Source organism: Stenotrophomonas sp. YJH_SMC_6 (assembly GCF_059371335.1).
On record NZ_JCAFUM010000002.1, the window covers coordinates 208590 to 225153 of the forward strand.

Annotated in this window: 15 protein-coding genes; 9 read left to right on the forward strand and 6 right to left on the reverse strand. The window is 65.9% G+C overall.

What is annotated here, in order from left to right; all coding sequences use genetic code 11:
- Positions 1 to 56: 56 nt before the first annotated feature.
- The 4 genes from AC5P9N_RS02730 to AC5P9N_RS02745 all read left to right on the forward strand — a co-directional run bounded on the left by AC5P9N_RS02730 (position 57) and on the right by AC5P9N_RS02745 (position 3751).
- Entirely contained in the window at positions 57 to 1016 is a 960-nt protein-coding gene (locus AC5P9N_RS02730; RefSeq protein WP_099484648.1) for a cation diffusion facilitator family transporter, read from the forward strand.
- 72 nt (positions 1017 to 1088) lie between these two features.
- On the forward strand, positions 1089 to 1724 hold the full coding sequence (locus tag AC5P9N_RS02735; protein ID WP_043033383.1) for a DNA-3-methyladenine glycosylase: 636 nt from the start codon (positions 1089 to 1091) through the stop codon (positions 1722 to 1724).
- Positions 1724 to 1918, forward strand: coding sequence for a hypothetical protein (locus AC5P9N_RS02740; RefSeq protein ID WP_005413550.1), 195 nt, complete (start codon positions 1724 to 1726; stop codon positions 1916 to 1918). Before AC5P9N_RS02735 ends, AC5P9N_RS02740 begins: the two co-directional genes overlap by 1 nt.
- A 120-nt stretch (positions 1919 to 2038) precedes the next feature.
- Positions 2039 to 3751 carry a sensor domain-containing diguanylate cyclase gene (locus tag AC5P9N_RS02745; RefSeq protein ID WP_043033382.1) on the forward strand — a complete coding sequence of 571 codons (1713 nt, stop codon included), beginning with the start codon at positions 2039 to 2041 and terminating at the stop codon, positions 3749 to 3751.
- 30 nt (positions 3752 to 3781) lie between these two features.
- On the opposite strand, the gene AC5P9N_RS02750 is transcribed toward AC5P9N_RS02745, so the two are convergent.
- The 3 genes from AC5P9N_RS02750 to xth form a co-directional block, all read right to left on the reverse strand.
- Entirely contained in the window at positions 3782 to 6490 is a 2709-nt protein-coding gene (locus AC5P9N_RS02750; RefSeq protein ID WP_164094156.1) for a class III lanthionine synthetase LanKC N-terminal domain-containing protein, read from the reverse strand.
- Between the two features lie 157 nt (positions 6491 to 6647).
- On the reverse strand, positions 6648 to 6773 hold the full coding sequence (locus AC5P9N_RS02755; RefSeq protein WP_254913561.1) for a hypothetical protein: 126 nt from the start codon (positions 6771 to 6773) through the stop codon (positions 6648 to 6650).
- Positions 6774 to 6991: 218 nt separating this feature from the next.
- The gene (xth, locus tag AC5P9N_RS02760) at positions 6992 to 7783 is read right to left on the reverse strand and encodes an exodeoxyribonuclease III (protein WP_164212563.1); all 792 of its coding nucleotides are present in this window, start codon (positions 7781 to 7783) and stop codon (positions 6992 to 6994) included.
- 161 nt (positions 7784 to 7944) lie between these two features.
- Here xth and AC5P9N_RS02765 point away from each other — a divergent pair, with 161 nt between their 5' ends.
- A complete protein-coding gene (locus AC5P9N_RS02765; RefSeq protein ID WP_099484650.1) occupies positions 7945 to 9531 on the forward strand; it encodes an alpha-amylase family protein in 1587 nt (528 codons plus the stop codon).
- Here AC5P9N_RS02765 and AC5P9N_RS02770 read toward each other — a convergent pair.
- Positions 9501 to 10487, reverse strand: a complete 987-nt coding sequence (locus AC5P9N_RS02770; protein WP_099484651.1) for a TIGR03885 family FMN-dependent LLM class oxidoreductase — start codon at positions 10485 to 10487, stop codon at positions 9501 to 9503. The two genes, AC5P9N_RS02765 and AC5P9N_RS02770, sit on opposite strands and share 31 nt — an antisense overlap.
- 59 nt (positions 10488 to 10546) lie before the next feature.
- On the opposite strand from AC5P9N_RS02770, the gene AC5P9N_RS02775 reads away from it, so the two are divergent.
- The 3 genes from AC5P9N_RS02775 (at position 10547) to AC5P9N_RS02785 (ending at position 12496) form a co-directional block, all read left to right on the forward strand.
- On the forward strand, positions 10547 to 10930 hold the full coding sequence (locus tag AC5P9N_RS02775) for a sensory rhodopsin transducer (protein ID WP_164212564.1): 384 nt from the start codon (positions 10547 to 10549) through the stop codon (positions 10928 to 10930).
- A 100-nt stretch (positions 10931 to 11030) separates the two neighbouring features.
- The gene (locus AC5P9N_RS02780; RefSeq protein ID WP_043033376.1) at positions 11031 to 11897 is read left to right on the forward strand and encodes a glucose 1-dehydrogenase; all 867 of its coding nucleotides are present in this window, start codon (positions 11031 to 11033) and stop codon (positions 11895 to 11897) included.
- Positions 11898 to 11902: 5 nt separating this feature from the next.
- Entirely contained in the window at positions 11903 to 12496 is a 594-nt protein-coding gene (locus AC5P9N_RS02785) for a mechanosensitive ion channel domain-containing protein (protein ID WP_043033375.1), read from the forward strand.
- A gap of 117 nt (positions 12497 to 12613) precedes the next feature.
- Here AC5P9N_RS02785 and AC5P9N_RS02790 read toward each other — a convergent pair whose 3' ends face one another.
- Both AC5P9N_RS02790 and AC5P9N_RS02795 read right to left on the reverse strand, forming a co-directional pair.
- Positions 12614 to 14557, reverse strand: coding sequence for a MacB family efflux pump subunit (locus AC5P9N_RS02790; protein WP_111189733.1), 1944 nt, complete (start codon positions 14555 to 14557; stop codon positions 12614 to 12616).
- Between the two features lie 2 nt (positions 14558 to 14559).
- Entirely contained in the window at positions 14560 to 15741 is a 1182-nt protein-coding gene (locus AC5P9N_RS02795) for an efflux RND transporter periplasmic adaptor subunit (RefSeq protein ID WP_049460139.1), read from the reverse strand.
- Positions 15742 to 16070: 329 nt separating this feature from the next.
- On the opposite strand from AC5P9N_RS02795, the gene AC5P9N_RS02800 reads away from it, so the two are divergent.
- Complete coding sequence (locus AC5P9N_RS02800; protein ID WP_049460140.1) at positions 16071 to 16535, forward strand: hypothetical protein; 465 nt, start codon at positions 16071 to 16073, stop codon at positions 16533 to 16535.
- Positions 16536 to 16564: the final 29 nt, after the last annotated feature.

The window sequence follows — 16564 nt, forward strand, 5'->3', positions numbered from 1 at the left end:
ACAGTAGGCACGCGCTGATCAGGAAGATCAGGAATCCGCCTCACCCCGCCGCCGAAATGTCCGCTCCCACCGGTTCCCGTCTGGTCATCTACGCCGCCCTCGCGGGCAACCTGGCCATCGCCATCGCCAAGTTCATTGCTGCCGGCAGCTCCGGCAGCTCGGCCATGCTCAGTGAGGGCGTGCATTCGCTGGTCGACACATTGAATGAACTCCTGCTGCTGTACGGCCTGCGCCGCGCCGGCAAGGCGCCAGACCCCGTGCATCCGTTCGGCTACGGCCGCGAGCTGTACTTCTGGAGCTTCATCGTCGCCCTGCTGGTGTTCGCCGCCGGCGCCGGTGTTTCGGCCTACGAGGGCATCCAGCACATCCGCCGGCCGGAGCCGGCCACCAACCACGCGTTGAGCTACAGCGTGCTGGGCATCTCCATCCTGTTCGAGGGGGCTTCATGGTGGGTCGCGCTACGGGAGTTCCGGCGTACCAAGGGCAAACTGGGCTACTTCGAAGCCTTCCGTCGCAGCAAGGACCCGTCCACCTTCACAGTGCTGCTGGAGGATAGCGCGGCCCTGCTGGGCCTGGGTTTCGCACTGATCGGGCTCGTGGCCGCCCAGATCCTGGACATGCCGGTGCTTGATGGTGTGGCGTCGCTGTGCATCGCCGGCGTGCTTGCCGCCACCGCCTTTCTTCTCGCACGCGAAACCAAGGGACTGCTGGTGGGTGAGCCGGCCCACCCGGCCGTGGCCGAGCGGATCATGGCCGTGGCGGAAACCGATCCGGACCTGCGCCGCGCAAATGGCGTGACCACCATGCAGATGGGCCCCGAACAGGTCGTGGCCATGCTCAGCGCCGAGTTCGAGGATGACCGGAAGACACCGCAGATCGAGGCGTGCATCACCCGCATCGAATCAGCCGTGAAGCGCGAGTATCCGGAACTGGTGGCACTGTTCATCAAGCCGCAGACACCCGAGGTCTATGCCTCCCGCCGCGCGGCACTGGCCGTTCCGCCTGCGCAGGAATGACACTGCGTCTGCGCCCGTTTCACCTGTCTGGTGCCACAGTGCCATCACCGTTTTCCCGAGCCTGCCTCTACCGTGCCGGATTGGTTGCCCGCCTCTCTTCAGATCCTCCCGCGCAGCTTCTACCGGCGCCCGCCCGTTGAAGTTGCGCCCGAGCTGCTCAACAAACTTCTGGTCCGTGACGATGGCCGAACGGGTCGCATCGTTGAAGTCGAAGCCTACGCGGGCAGTGTCGATCCGGCCGCACACTCCTATCGCGGGCAGACCCCGCGCACGGCCAGCATGTTCGGCGAGGCCGGCCACCTGTATGTCTACTTCACTTACGGCATGCACTGGGGCAGCAACGTTGTCTGCGGCGAAGTGGGTGAAGGCGTGGCGGTGCTGCTGCGGGCCATCGAGCCGCTGCTGGGCCTGGAGCGCATGCGCGAACTGCGTCCCGCCGCGCGCCGCGACCACGATCTGGCCAGCGGGCCCGGCAAGCTCTCGCAGGCCTTCGGGCTGGACCGCAGCTTCGACGGCGCTGATCTGGTGACCGGCAACCACGGCATTGTCATCGCCAGCGATGGCCTGCCGCCGCCGGAGGATCCAGTGGTCGGGCCCCGCATCGGCATCACCCGCGCTGTTGATTTCCCCTGGCGTTGGCACATCCGTGATCACCGTCACGTATCGATCCAGCCACGTCGCGCTTCCGCCCCAGCGAGGAAACGATGATGACCCCGCTCGACAAGCCACTGCGCCGCGAACTGCACATCGACGGCCAACCCTACACTCTCACCGTGGCGCCTGAGGGCCTCAAGCTGGTTGAGAAGGGGCGACGCAAGGGCATCACACTGCGCTGGCAGGACCTGGTATCCGGAGACGCTGCACTGGCCACCGCCTTGCAGGCATCGCTCCAACAGCACTGAGCCGGCGCGCCCACCTCACATCGGCATCACCCCGCCGTGGCGATACATAACGGCGCGCACACTAGCGTAGCGCCAGCCAGCCGCCGCAACCGCCCTCGCCACCCAGCCCTGAAAAGCGCCATGGACGAAGCCGAACGACTGCTCGAAATCGAACGACTGCACCTGTTGGATACGCCACCGGAGCCGGTGTTCGATGCCATCGTCGCCGCGGCCCGCGCCGCGACCGGCCTTACCATGGGCCTGATCACCGTGGTGGCCGAAGACCGCCAATGGTTCAAGGCCAACATCGGCCTGGAGGGCGTCAGCGAGACCGCCCGCGAGATTTCCTTCTGCACCCATGCCATACGCCAGGACGAGCTGTTCGAGATTCCCGATGCGCGCCAGGACCCACGCTTTTCCACCAATCCGCTGGTCACCGGTGGGCCGCGCATCCGCCACTACGCCGGCATTCCCCTGGGGTCGACGCACGGCGCACGCATCGGCACGCTGTGCCTGCTCGACCCGATGCCCGGTGTGCTGTCACCCTCCCAGCGTGAACTGATGGTGCATCTGGCTCGGGTCACTACCCAGGTGCTGGAACAGCGCAGCACCCTCATGGCGCAGGTTGGCCAGGCCAAGGCGCTGCATCGCGAGCTGAAACGCAGTGAGGACTTCCTGGAGCGTACCAACCGTGCCGCACGGGTAGGCGGCTGGGAGATGGACCTGCTGACCAACGAGGTGCGCTGGACACGGGAAACCAAGCAGTTGCATGGCGTACGCAGCAACTTCACGCCCACGTTGGAGACCGCACTCTCGTTCTATCGCGAGGACAGCCGCAATATCATCCAGGCGGCGGTACAGCGCTGCATCGACGAGGGGACATCCTGGGAAGTACAGCTGCCGATGACCACGGCCGACGGGCGCGCGATCTGGACCCGGGTGGTCGGCAGCCGGCAACAGGTCGACGGCCATCCGCGCCTGGTCGGGGCGATCCAGGACATCACGGACGAACGAGCCGCGCTCGACGCGCTGGAAGCGAGCGAAACCCGCTACCGTCGGCTGTTCCACTACAGCCTGGGCCTGATCTGCACCCACACGCTGGACGGCACATTGACCTCGGTGAATCCGGCGGCGGTGCAGTCGCTGGGCTTCGAGGAAAGCCAGATGATCGGGCGCAGCCTGTGTGACTTGATGCCGCCGGAAAAACGCGAAGGTTTCAGGGCCTACCTCGCCCGGATCCAGGCAAACCACACCGACGCTGGCGTGATCGAGCTGATTGCCGCCGATGGTACGCGCCACTACTGGGCGTACCACAACGTGCTCGACAACGAAGCCAGCCCGCCCTACGTGCTGGGGCATGCACAGGACGTCACCGCGCTGAGGATGCAGGAGCAGCAGCTGCGCGACATGTCCTTCAAGGATCCGCTCACGCAGTGCTACAACCGGCGTTACCTGCACCGGCTGGATGAACTGATTGACGAGCGCTGGGCCTGCGTGATGTTCGATCTGGACCATTTCAAGCACATCAACGACACCCAGGGCCACCGCCGTGGCGATGCCGTGCTGGTCGAGTTCGCCACCTTCCTGCGCTCGCCGCTGGGCAAGGACGAGACCGTGGTACGGCTGGGTGGCGACGAGTTCATGGTAGTGCTGGTCGCGCCAGCGAATGGCCGCCTGAGCGAACTCGAGCACTGGTACCAGGACCACGCCGCGCTTTCGCCCAGCGCGTTCTCGATGGGTGCGGCCATCAACACGGCCGGTGAGCCCGTGGCCGACACCATCCAGAAGGCGGACAGCCGCCTGTACCGAACCCGCGCGCGCGTGCGTCGGGAGCGACGCGCGCAGAAGGATTAGGACCGCCCGCGGATCGCCACCGCGCGCTGCTCACGCAAGTCGCCTCGATGCACCGGACCGTCGGTCGAGCAGGCCATCAAGCATCAGCAATCGTGGAGAGCGCTTCAGCAGCCGGTCCAGGAAGATGCCGATGCCGGCGCCCCCAACGCTGTACTCATTGCAGACCCGGTGATGTGCCGGGCCCGCGAACGCCACCCCGACGGGCATGGGAACTGCGTGCTGTGCGATCGCCTCGGCGTGATGGAAGGCCGCATTCGCGTAACGCTCATCCCCCAAGACGCAAGCCAGGTCCAGCATGTACTCACCGAATCCGGCATTGCCGCTCTCCTGCCACAACTTGTTGGTCACCCTTGATCGGACCGAATACGCACACTCCAGGGCAATCTCGCGGAAACGCACCTCACCCGTTGCAGCAAAGTGCCGAAGGCAGGCGGTACCGATGCCCGCTGCGCCAAAGCGTGTGTGCGGTGAGTTGCTCGCATTGGCGGGCGCATCCGCCAGATTCTTCCAGAACAGCCGTCCGGCCACACGAATGCCATGGGAAATATCGTAATCCAGCGCCTGCGACGCCGCCTCCAGGAATCGGGCATCGCCGCTGGCCACGCCAAGGTAGCTAAGGAACAGTGCAATCCCGGATTGACCATCACCCAACCCAAGGAAGACCTTGCCCTGCGATGACCAGAATCGACCTTGCGGGGTACGCCGGGAGCTTTCCAGCAGGCCTTCGCCGATGCTGATCGCCGATGACAGGTAAGCGCCATCACCGGTGGCCTGCCAGAAGTGCAGGTCCATCAGGCCCTGTCCGGCCGCACCAAAGTACAGGCTAGGAGTTGCCATTGCGTCGCCCGACTGCGCGACGCCCGCGCGCACCCGCATCGCCGCTTCCCGTCTCCCGGCCTGCAACAGCAGCAGGCTGACCCCGGCTAGTCCGGAGTACAACCCTGGCGGGCACCGCTCACTGACCGCCCTGTCCTGGATCCAGTCAAGAATCGCCGGGTCGAGGTGCCCCTCATGCCGTAGCAGGAACCATGCAGTTCCCGTCGCGCCAAACTGAAGCGAAACCGGATTGGTGAAGAACAGCTGCGGTCCGGCTGGCCAGAGACGATCATCACGCCCGGTGTCGACAACGGAGTGCAGATAGGCCGCGAGCCCTGAAAGGATGTCTTGGAGCGCCCGGCACCCGGAGGGAGCCGGCATCGGCGCGGTCAGCAGCTCCTGGCGGGACGGAAACATCACCCGCCGTGGCGATGGCACTTCAATGTTCCCCAGCGCTTTCAACGCCTTGGCGATGTCCCAGCGCCTGCCTGCATCCTGATCGGTCAACCCGACCACGATATCCCGCAGCGCCTCGGGCAGGCCCAGATCTGCCAGAACCTGAGGTAACTTTCCGTCGACGATCTGCCCACGGGCCAGGTCGAGACCGGAGGCACAGAAGGTGAGCATATCCAGGATCAGCACACCCAGCGCATAGTGATCCTCTTGCACGGTCGGTCGCCGCGACGCACGCTGTTCCGCCGATGCATATCCGGGTGTCCACCCCTTCACCCAGCGGTCGTCAACACCGATTTCATGCGCAAATTCGAGATCGATGAACTTCACCTGCCCGGCGGCGGTGAACATTACGTTACTACGTGTCAGGTCGCGAAGTACGACACCACGTGAATGCACGACGGAGAGCGCCTCTGCAATGCTGACAATCTTCTCCCGGATGCGCCTGAAGCCATCGGCGGCCGTCTGCAGCTCCTCCGAGAAGTAGAAGTCCATTGCGCTGTCCCAGAGTGTCGAAGCCTCCAGCTGTTCCTCGACAAGAAACCAATTGTTCCACTCCTTGAACAGCGCCACGAACTCGGGTACCAAGCCAGTGCCCGACAGCTTCTGCAGAATCCTGGCCTCACGCTGGATACCGCCCACGAGCACATGCGGAGCAAGCGCCTGCATTGAGCCGGCGAAGCCGCGCACCTCGCGGATCACGATTCGCTGGCCTGTATCCATATCCACGCCGTGGTAGACGCCGCCTGTACCATTGAATTTGAGCGCGCCCAGGACCCTGTAGCGCTGGTTGAGCAGTATCTCCGCCGGCTGCGGATCGACCGCAGGACGCTCCAACGGAACCACCGGGTCCGTGCAGCCTGGAGGGAGCCGGAAGTGGGCACCTCGCACGTCGTCGTGCCAAGAGCCGTCCTCCAGCCGGAATCCCTGCTCCCTGTTGCCATAGATGTCGGGTCGGAAGCCCTCCGAGTGGGCACCGTAGCGATAGTAGACAACACTGCTCCCCTTGTACGGGCGATCAGTAAGAATGTGTGGTCCACCGAGGTGCTGCGTACGTACGTGCAGCCGTTCCAGCAGGCTGAGAAACTGGGCCTCGCCTGCCGGATAGAGCGTGATGAACTTTCCAAGCTGGAACCGTGACCATCCCTTTCCCAGCGACATTGCCAGCATGCGCGGATCGGAGCAGAACTTGAACATGGCACCCGCGGCCGCGATCTCTTCGCACGCTACCGCGATGGTCTCTTCGGCGTTCTCCGGGATGCTCGATATGTGGATCTTCCAGCCGTGGGAGCGGCTCTTCCATCCCGGCGGCCGGCAGTGTGTCCAGAACCCACGTGGCTGCAACTGCCAGTCGGCAGGGAGCAGGTTACGAGCAACGGAAGAATACTCATCCGTCGGCCTATAGCGTTCGATGTTCTCGAAATGAACATCATCTAACAACGTATACATCCGTGCCGTCGTGTCGACCATGAACAACTCCCTGTCATCCCGGCCCAAGCTGGGTTGATCCGGAAACATGCGGCTGGCCAGGTACAAATGCGCCGCCAACGCGATGCCGGCGGCGCACGTTAGATCAGCTGCCCGATGCCGTCAAAAAGCGCTCGCCGGCAACAGGACGCGGGATCGATCAGGCTTGATCCATGCCATCTTCGATGCCTGCATCCGAACTGATCAGAGACAGGCAGGCAGTGCAGGTTTCAGAGACATCGAGGCATTCGATTTCAAGGGCCTGCAGGGCAAGTACATTGTTCATTCGTCACTTCCTTATTTAATGGAGATGAACACTGCTGAATACGGTGCAGCAGATCAGCATTTTTTCTCAATATAGCTGCACCGCGCGCCACTTATAATCTCAGCGGGTTTTCGATGTCAAATCGCATTATCAAATTCCGTTTTATCCATCACAGTATGGACCACCCTGCTTTGATTACTCCATTGCAGATGCCGGATCCGGGCCCTGCCGCGCGTTGATCAAGCCCGCACCGCCACCCAAGCCGGCGCGTGGTCGCTGGCCTTTTCCTGCAGCCGCACCCAACGGTCGACGCCCGCATCCTTCAGTCGCTCCGCCAATACGGGATTCAACAGCAGATGATCGATGCGCAGCCCACGGTCGCGCTCGGCGTGCTGGCGGAAATAGTCCCAGAAGGTGTAGATCGTGGCGTCGCCGTGCACCTTCCGCAGCGCATCGGTCCAGCCCTGCGCGAGCAGCCGCTCGAAGGCATCGCGAACCTCGGGCTGGAACAGCGCATCGCGCCGCCAGGCCTTGGGATCATAGACATCGGCGTCTGTGGGAATCACGTTGAAATCGCCCAGCAGCAGCGCCGGGTGCGGCAGCTCGACCAGGCTGCGTGCATGCCGGATCAGGCGTTCCATCCAGCGCAGCTTGTAGTCGAACTTGGGCCCGGGCTGCGGGTTGCCGTTGGGCAGGTAGAGGGCACCCACGATGACGCCGTGCACCGCCGCCTCCAGGTAGCGACTCTGCGTATCCTTGGGTTCGCCCGGCAATCGGCGGCGGCTCTCGACCGGCATGGTCCCCCGGGCCAGCAGCGCCACGCCGTTCCAGCGCGCCTCACCCTGCCAGAGCGCACCGTAGCCGGCCTCTTCCAATGCCGCAGCGGGAAACGCGGCGTCGGTGACCTTCAGCTCCTGCAGGGGAACCACGTCCGGCGATTCCCTGTGCAGCCAGTCCAGCAGCTGCGGCAGGCGCGTGCCGATGCCGTTGACGTTGAACGTCGCAATACGAAGCGTTTTGCGGCGGGGCATGAAGAAAGGTTCCTCGGCGCAGCGGGACGAGCATTCACTCTGCGCGCCCGGGCATGCACGGGCCGTGGATGCCACGTCATGATGCGGTGCCATTCGGTTCACGAACCGCTGCCCCGGCGCGCAGCAGGCTGGTCACCCGTGAACAGTGCCGGAGAAGCCCCATGGCGGTGCGTCCGCTGCGCGCGATCTACCAGGTCGACCCGTATCTGTTCCGCGACAGCCAAGGCCGCGGCTGGGGCACCCTGGATGGCATCACCGAAAAGCTGGACTACCTGCAGTGGCTCGGCATCAGCCATGTGTGGCTGCTGCCGTTCTACTGCAACGCCGGCCGTGATGGCGGCTACGATGTCACCGATCACTACCGCATCGATCCACGCCTGGGCGACGAGACCGCCTTCCAGCGCCTGGTCGATGCGGCCGACGCGCGCGGCATCGGCATCATCGTCGAACTGGTGATGCAGCACACCGCCAGCGCGCACCCGTGGTTCGTCGCCGCACAGCAGGGCGACCCGGCCTGGCGCCGCTGGTACCTGTGGAGCGACCACATGCCTGACGACGGCCTGCAGCCGATGTTCCCGCCGATCGAGGCCTCTGTCTGGACATGGGATGCCACGGCCGGCGCGTTCAACCGGCACATGTTCTACCGGCACGAGCCAGACCTCGACCTGGCCCATGCGCCGGTACGCGAGGAACTGCTGCGGGCAATGACGTTCTGGCTGCAGCGCGGCGTGGCCGGCTTCCGCGTGGACGCCGTTCCGTACATGGTCGAGCGCGCCCGCCACGCCGACCCGCGCGACGGTGGGCTGTGGCTGCTGGAGGCGATGCGCGCCACGGCAGACGCGCAGCAACCAGGGCTGCCACTGATCGGCGAAGCGGATGTCCGCGCGTCCCACTACGGTGACTTCCTGTGCCACGGGCGGCGGCTTTCGCACCTGCTGGATTTCCACCTCAACAATCATTTCTTCCTCGCACTGGCACGTGGCGATGCCAGCGAAGTGGCGCGGGTCATGGCCGAGTACGGCCCGCACGCGCCGCCGGACACACGCATTGCCTGGCTGCGCAACAATGATGAACTGGACCTTGAGCAGTTGGAGCCGGATGAGCGCGAAGCGGTGATGGAACGCTTCGCCCCTGAGCGTGGCATGCGCATCTATGGCCGTGGCATCCGCCGCCGGCTGGCACCGATGCTGGAGGGCGACATCGCATGGCAGGCCATGGCCTGGGCGGCGCTGCTGTCGCTGGGCCAGGTGCCGGTGATCCGCTATGGCGAAGAGATCGGTCTCGGTGATTGTCTGGAGCTGCCCGAACGCAATGCCGTGCGCATGCCGATGCACTGGCATAACGGCCCAGGGGCTGGGTTCACCGACGAACCGCGGCATGCCTGGCGCGCGCCACCGGCAGACGGCCCCTACGGTTACCGCACGGTGAACGTCGAGGCGCAACGCGCGACGCCAGGTTCACTGCTGCTGCGGGTGCGCGAGCTGCTGCAGCAGCGCAATGCACATCCCGTGCTGGAGCAGGGTCCTCACACGCTCGACCCGCCCTCACCTGCGCTGCTGATGCTCCGCTACGGTGAGGCACCCCATCAGGCACTGGCACTGATCAACTTCGGCGACGAGCCGGTCGAGGTGGACGTACCCCTGCGCGGTCCGCTGAACACGCTGGTGGGCCACGGCGCCAAGCTGCAGGGTCGCCGCTGTTACCTGCAGGGCCACGGCTATACGTGGCTGGCTGCCGAAGGTGCCTGAGTGCGCAGCGCGGGCAGCACGTGTTCGGCGAAGTCATCGATGAAGCGTTCCTGCTCGCGGTTCACGTTGTGCAGGTAGATGCGATCGAACCCCAGTCCCTGCAGCTCCTGCAGCCAGGCCCGATGCTGGCCCAGGTCTGCCGAGACATGCACGTGCTGGCGCACCACCTCGGCACTGACCGATCGGGCCTGTGCTTCGAACTGTTCGGGCTGGTCCAGGCCTTCGGCCAGTTCCGGCGGCAGCACGTTGGCGCTCCACTGCTCCATCGCACCTTCCAGCGCCGCCTGTTCGGCACGCGCGTAGGAGAGCTTGGCCTGCAGGTACATCGGCTTACCCCTGCCACCGCCGTCCTCGAACGCCGCAACCACACGCCGCAACTGCGCCAGCGGTTGGCTGATGGTGATCAGGCCATCGGCCCAGCGCCCCATCCAGCGTGCGGTTTCCTCGGTGACGGCCGCCCCCAGCAGCGGCAGGGGAAGCGCCGGTCGGCTGTACAGGCGTGCCTTGCGCACCTGGAAGCCACCGTCGTGGTCGACCTGCTCGCCACCCCACAGCCGCCGCATCACCTCGGCCGCATCGCGCAGTGCCTTCTGCCGCTCCCGCTTGGCTGGCCACGGCTGGCCGGTGATGCGCTCGTTCAGGGCCTCGCCGGTACCCAGCGCCAGCCAGATCCGGCCCGGCGCCAACTGCTCCAGAGTCGCCGCTGCCTGCGCCACCAATGCCGGGTGCTGGCGCAGCATCGGGCAGGTCACCATGCCCAGGGTCAGCGCGCTCTGCACCGCCAGCGCGCCGGCCCACACCCAGCTGTGGCCGGACTGCCCTTGCGCAGTCGTCCATGGGTGGAAATGGTCCGAGCACATCACGGCCTCGAATCCCGCCTGTTCGGCGCGCAGCGCCAGACCCAGCAAGGTGGCGGGCGGGAACTGCTCATGCGATGCGTGGTAGCCGATGGTCATCACGGATTCCGTGCGGGGACTGGACACGATGGCAACACCCCTCCAGCTAAAACGGCGTCATGGAAACGAACGCTTCCTGCATCGGGCATCGACGCTGGGCTATCGCCGAGGGCTACATTCCAGCCTGGAGCAACGGCCCGTCACCGGAGATGCAGAGTCACGAAACCTGCTGCGTACTCAATGCCGGCGACGAGCCCGCGCATGTCACGCTGACCCTCTACTTCGAAGACCGTGATCCGGTGGGCCCCTACCGGTTCACCGTGCCGGCGCGACGCACCTGTCACCTGCGCTTCAACGACCTGCAGGATCCGGCGCCGGTGCCGCGCGGCACCGGCTTTGCCACCCTCGTTGAATCCGACCAGCCGATCATCGTCCAGCACACGCGGCTGGATTCACGGCAACCGGCCAACAGCATCATGACCACGATCGCCCATCCGTTGTGAAGTCTTCCGCGCAGGCGTCCACGCTGCAACGACACCGCGCCCTCCGGCCGTTTACCCGCATGGAGGGAGACTGGCACCGGTTTCCTTCCGGAGAGTGACGATGGCCCTGCCCGACTACCCACGCCCGCCCTTCCCCGCCCAACAGCAATCCTTCCCCGGCAAGACCGCGCAGATGCAGCCGCGGCCGGACCACGGCGAGAACAGCTACCGCGGCCATGGCTTGCTGCAGGGCAAGAAGGCACTGATCACCGGCGGTGACAGCGGCATCGGCGCAGCCGTGGCCATCGCCTTTGCGCGCGAAGGCGCCGACGTTGCCATCGCGTTCCTCGACGGTGAGCAGGACGATGCCCGCCATGTGCAGCAGCAGATCGAACAGGCCGGGCGCAAAGCCGTGCTGGTGCCGTGTGACATCAGCGACCCGGCACAGGCGCGCTCGCTCGTGGACCGCGTGGCCAGCGAACTGGACGGCCTCGACATCCTGGTCAACAACGCGGCCTACCAGCGCTACTACGAGCACTTCGACGACATCACCCTGGATGACTGGAAGCGGACGTTCGATACCAATGTCCATGCCGTGTTCAATCTGACCCGGTTGTGCGTCCCGCACCTGCGCGGTGGCGGCGCGATCATCAACACCGCATCGGTCAATTCCAAGCGACCGACCCCGAACATCCTTCCGTACTCCGCGACCAAGGGCGCGGTGGCCAACCTGACGCTGGGGCTGGCGGGCCTGCTGGCCGAGCACCAGATCCGCGTCAATGCGGTGCTGCCCGGCCCGATCTGGACGCCGTTCATTCCGGCAGGCATGGCCGCCGAGGAGGTCGAGCAGTTCGGCTCGCAGACGCCGTTCGGCCGCCCCGGCCAGCCAGCCGAACTGGCATCGGCCTATGTGATGCTGGTTTCGGACAGCGCCAGTTATACCTCTGGTGCACTGCTGACCATTTCTGGCGGCGCGGCGACGCTGTAGCCTCCATGACCGGATTGCCTGCCTGGATCGAGGACTGGCTGACCGTGGTTGTGCCGGTGGCCGAGGTGCTGGCCATCCTCGGCGTCGCGTGGGTGATGGTGCGTGCGCTGGCGTGGCTGCTGGTGCAGGCCCGGCAGCGCGGCAGGCTGGCTCCAGAGCTTCATGTGGGCCTGCGTCGCGGCGGTGCCTTGCTGCTGTATCTGGCGGCCGCGCTGCTGATACTGGAGCGGTTGGGCGTTTCGCGCTCGGTGCTGTGGACCGCGCTGACCGGGTTCATGGCCGTCGGCGCGGTGGCGTTCTTTGCCGCGTGGAGCGTGTTGTCCAACCTGTTCTGTTCGTTCCTGATCGTCGCCACGCGCCCGTTCCGCATCAATGACACCATCGAAGTGCTGGAAAGCGTGGACAAACCGGGCCTGTGCGGCCAGGTGGTGGACATCAACCTGATCTACACCACGCTGAGTGATCGTGGCGAAGGCGGGCGCGGTTGCCTGCTGCGCGTGCCCAACTCGTTGTTCTTCCAGCGCATCACCCGGCACTGGGGCGACAGCGGCTATGCGCAGCTGCCAGGAAGCGTGGCGATCAAAGGCAAGGCGCGCTGAGTCGCTGTAGCGCCGAGTCCATGCTCGGCTCGCTGCGCGCGGCGCAGGGCGCATCGCGGTCTGAACGGAGAGCAGCCGAGCGTGGGTTCGGCTTTACACGTGCCATAGCAGGCGAGCCTACTCCGCCGCCAATGCCTGGATCGGGTCCAGCTGCGCGGCATTGCGGGCCGGGAAGTAGCCGAAACCCAGCCCGATTGCAGACGAACATGCCAGCGCGGCGAGCACCGGCCCAGGCGTGAACAGGAACGGCACGCCCAGTGACAGCAGACTGGACAAGGCGCCGACGCCCAACGCGGACAATACGCCCAGCACCCCACCGAACAGGCAGATCAGCACGGCCTCGATCAGGAACTGGCGCAGGATGTCGCCCTGCCGGGCCCCCACTGCCAGCCGCACACCGATCTCGCGCACGCGCTCCTTCACCGACACCAGCATGATGTTCATCACGCCCACGCCACCGACCACCAGCGCCACCGCCGCAATCGCCGAGACCAGCGCCGCCATGGTCTGGCTGGACTTCATCACCGCCTTGCGGATCTGGTCCGAGTTGTAGATGAAGAAATCGCGGCGCCCATGCAGCCGCTGCAGTTCCGCACCCAGCGAGGCCTCAGCTGCACGGGTTGATACGTCATCGCGCACGCGTACGGTGATGCTCTCCAGCCGCTGGCTGCCAAGCAGGCGCGAGGCCGCCGAGGTGTAAGGCACGTAGACCGTGGGCGTCGCGCCGCCTGCGAATGCACTGGCACCCACCACCCCGATCACGTCCACCGGCATGCCGCCCAGCAGCACCGTGCCGCCGATCGGATTGCCGTTGAACAATGCCTTGGCCGCCTTCTGGTCGAGCACGGCCACCGCGCGATGGGCATCCACCTCGGCATCGGTGAAGAACCGGCCCGCCTTCAGGCGCAGCCCGCGCACGCGGGGTAGATCAGCGCCCACGCCAAGCACCTGTGTGTTGGCGCGCCGGTTGCCCTGCAGAGCGGCCACCGAGCTGCTCAGGTTGGGGCTTACGCTGTCTACGTAACTCAATGCGGCCAGGTGATCGGCATCGCCCACGACCAGCGTTTCAATCTCGGCCGAGCGCGGGTCGCCGAAATCCGTACCCGGGAAGATCTCCAGCGTACTGGCACCCAGTTCGTTGATCTGTGACTCGACCTGCGCCTGTGCGCCCTTGCCCAACGCAACCACGGTCACCACCGCAGCCACGCCGATGATGATGCCCAGCATGGTCAGCAAGGTGCGCAGGCGATGGGCCAGCATCGAACGTACCGCCATCCGTGCAGCTTCCCTGGTCGCATCCAGGCGCGCGCGGCGCTCGGCGCCCGGTTCCGTGCTGCGCTCGGGCCCGACGGCTTTGCGTGCAACCGCGGGATCACCCGTACCATGGTCGGATACGACCCGGCCGTCTGCGATCTCGATCACGCGTGAAGCGTGCGCGGCAATCGCCGCATCATGGGTCACCAGGATCACGGTATGGCCCTGCGCATGCAGGCGCTTGAGTTCGGCCATCACCTGCCTGCCGCTGGCATGATCCAGCGCACCGGTCGGCTCGTCGGCCAGCACGATGGCGCCGCCGTTCATCAGCGAACGCGCAATGGAAACGCGCTGCTGCTGGCCGCCGGACAGCTGGCTGGGCCGGTTCGCGGTCCGCTCGCCCAGGCCAAGCGTTTCCAGCAGCAGGCGGGCACGCGTGGTGCGCGCATCGGCCTCCACCCCGGCATAGACGGCGGGCAAGGCCACGTTCTCGGTGGCGCTCAGGTTCTCCATCAGGTTGTAGCGCTGGAAGATGAAACCGAAATGCTCGCGACGCAGGTGCGCCAGTTCATCGGGCGACATCTGCTCGGTTGCGGCGCCGTGCACGCGGTAGCTGCCTTCGGTTGGCCGGTCCAGGCAGCCCAGGATGTTCATCAGCGTGGATTTTCCCGAACCGGACGGGCCGATGATGGCGATGAACTCGCCCGCCGCGATGCGCAGCGACACGTCCTTCAACACCACCACCTCGCCCGCGGCCGAGCGGTAGGCGCGCGATACGCCATGCAGTTCCAGCAGCGCGTCGGCCATGCTCACATCCCCAGCAGGCTGGTGGGCTCGGCTTCCGCGCCACTGGGCGCCTGCCCGACCACCACGTTCTCGCCTGCCTTGAGGCCGGACAGGATCTGCACCGCAGTAGCGGTGCGCAGGCCGGTCGTCACCGCGCGCTCGCGGGCACGGCCCTTGGCGTCGATCACCTGTACGGTCGCGCGGTTGCCCGCCTTGTCATCGCTCTCGGACACTGCTGTCAACGGCACCTGCAGCGCGTTGGCGGCGCGCGCCAGCTGGATCGTCACCTTCACCGTCATCGACGGCTTCAGTTTCAGGCCCGGATTGGGTACGTCAAACAGCCCGGCGTAGTACACCGCCTTCGGCGTCTGCGCCGATCCACCGGTGTTGCCGGTGGCCACATCGGCAATCGACGATGGCGCAGGTTCAAGCTGCTGCAGATGCGATTCGTAGCGGCGTCCGCCCGGCCCCAGCGTAGAGAACCACAGGGGTTGGCCAGGCGCGATCAGCTCCACGTCGGCCTCCGCGATCTCGGTGCGAACCGTCATCGTGTCCATCTGTGCCAGCATTACGATGGTCGGCGTGGTCTGCATCGAGTTCAGCGTCTGCCCGGCCTTGGTGACGATGGCCACGATGTAGCCGTCGGAAGGTGAGACGATGCGGGTGTAGCCCAGGTTGATCCGCGCCGTTTCCACCTGGGTCAGCGCCTGCTCGATCTGGGCCTGCAGCGCGGCGACGTCAGAGCGCGCCGCTTCGCGCGCCACCCGCGCGGACTCGAAACCTTCCTGCGAAACCAGCCGCGACGCCACCAGCTGCGACTGGCGCTCATGCACGCGGATGGCCTGGGCGTAGCGCGCCTGGCTGGCGGCATGCTGGGCACGCAGCGCATTGGCAGCCGCTTCGGCGCTGCGCAGGGCGATGCGCTGCGGCTGCGAATCCACTTCGGCAATCAGATCACCAGCGTGCACACGCTGGCCCAGCACCACATGCAGGCGCTTGACCTGGCCCGATACCTGCGCACCCACCGCCACCAGTTCCTTGGGGTTGACCCGGCCAACGGCCTGCACGGTCTTTTCCAGGTCCGCCACCCTTGCCGCGGCCGTGATCAGCGCGGCATCATCACTTTCGGCAAACAGCCACCAGCCGGTGCCGCCCGCAAGAAGCGCAACGATTGCGGCAATGATCCAGGTCCTGCGGTTGTTCATCGGAAGGCTCGCATGCACGCAGCCACCGGATGTGACCGCAGAACCCGCAGTCTGGGAGGTGGTGGTGGATGTTTCTTGGAGCCACTGTGGAGATTGCATGGAGGCCGCACATCCGTTCAGGCACGGCGTCCGCTCCTGAACGGCACGGATCGCGTCCATGAAATCTCGACACAATCTCGACCAAGTCTCCATCAACGGCCCCTAGCCTTGTCGGCCTCGCCGACTGCGTTCCCGCCGTGTACCTCCCGTTTCCTGACCTGCCTCCCATCGATGTCCGCCGCGCCTACCTCGCCTGGTGCGCGCCTTCGCCGTGGCTGCTTGCACTGGTAATGGCGTCGACCAGCGCCTGGATGCTTGCCAGCGCGAACCCGGCGCCGCCCCTGCTCGCGGGCGCCGGTGCCGCCGCGCTTGTGTGCTTCCGCAGCGAAGGCCCCGCCCATTCGGCGCGCACGGGCACCCTGGCGTCGCTGGTGCTGATCGGCTTCGCGGCCTGGTCCGCCTCCAGCGCTGGCCTGAGTCTCATGCCTGCAGGGATAGCAGCGGTCCTGGTGGCTGCGTTGCTTGCCCTGCGCCTGTGGGCCCTGGTCCGCATGGCCCGCCGCTTGCAGGACCGGGTGGACGCAACGGGCATGCAATCACGGTGGAGCAAGCTGCCTGCGGCCGTATCGACCCTGCTCGCACAGCACCTGCGCGGGACCGCAACGCTGGCGCCCGCCCTGCAGCACACGCTGGTGCTGGCCACCCTCGCCTGGGCCGCCCACGAAGAGGCGCAGACCCTGGAACGGCCACGATGACACCGTCGGCGGCGTTTCCCATTCCTCAC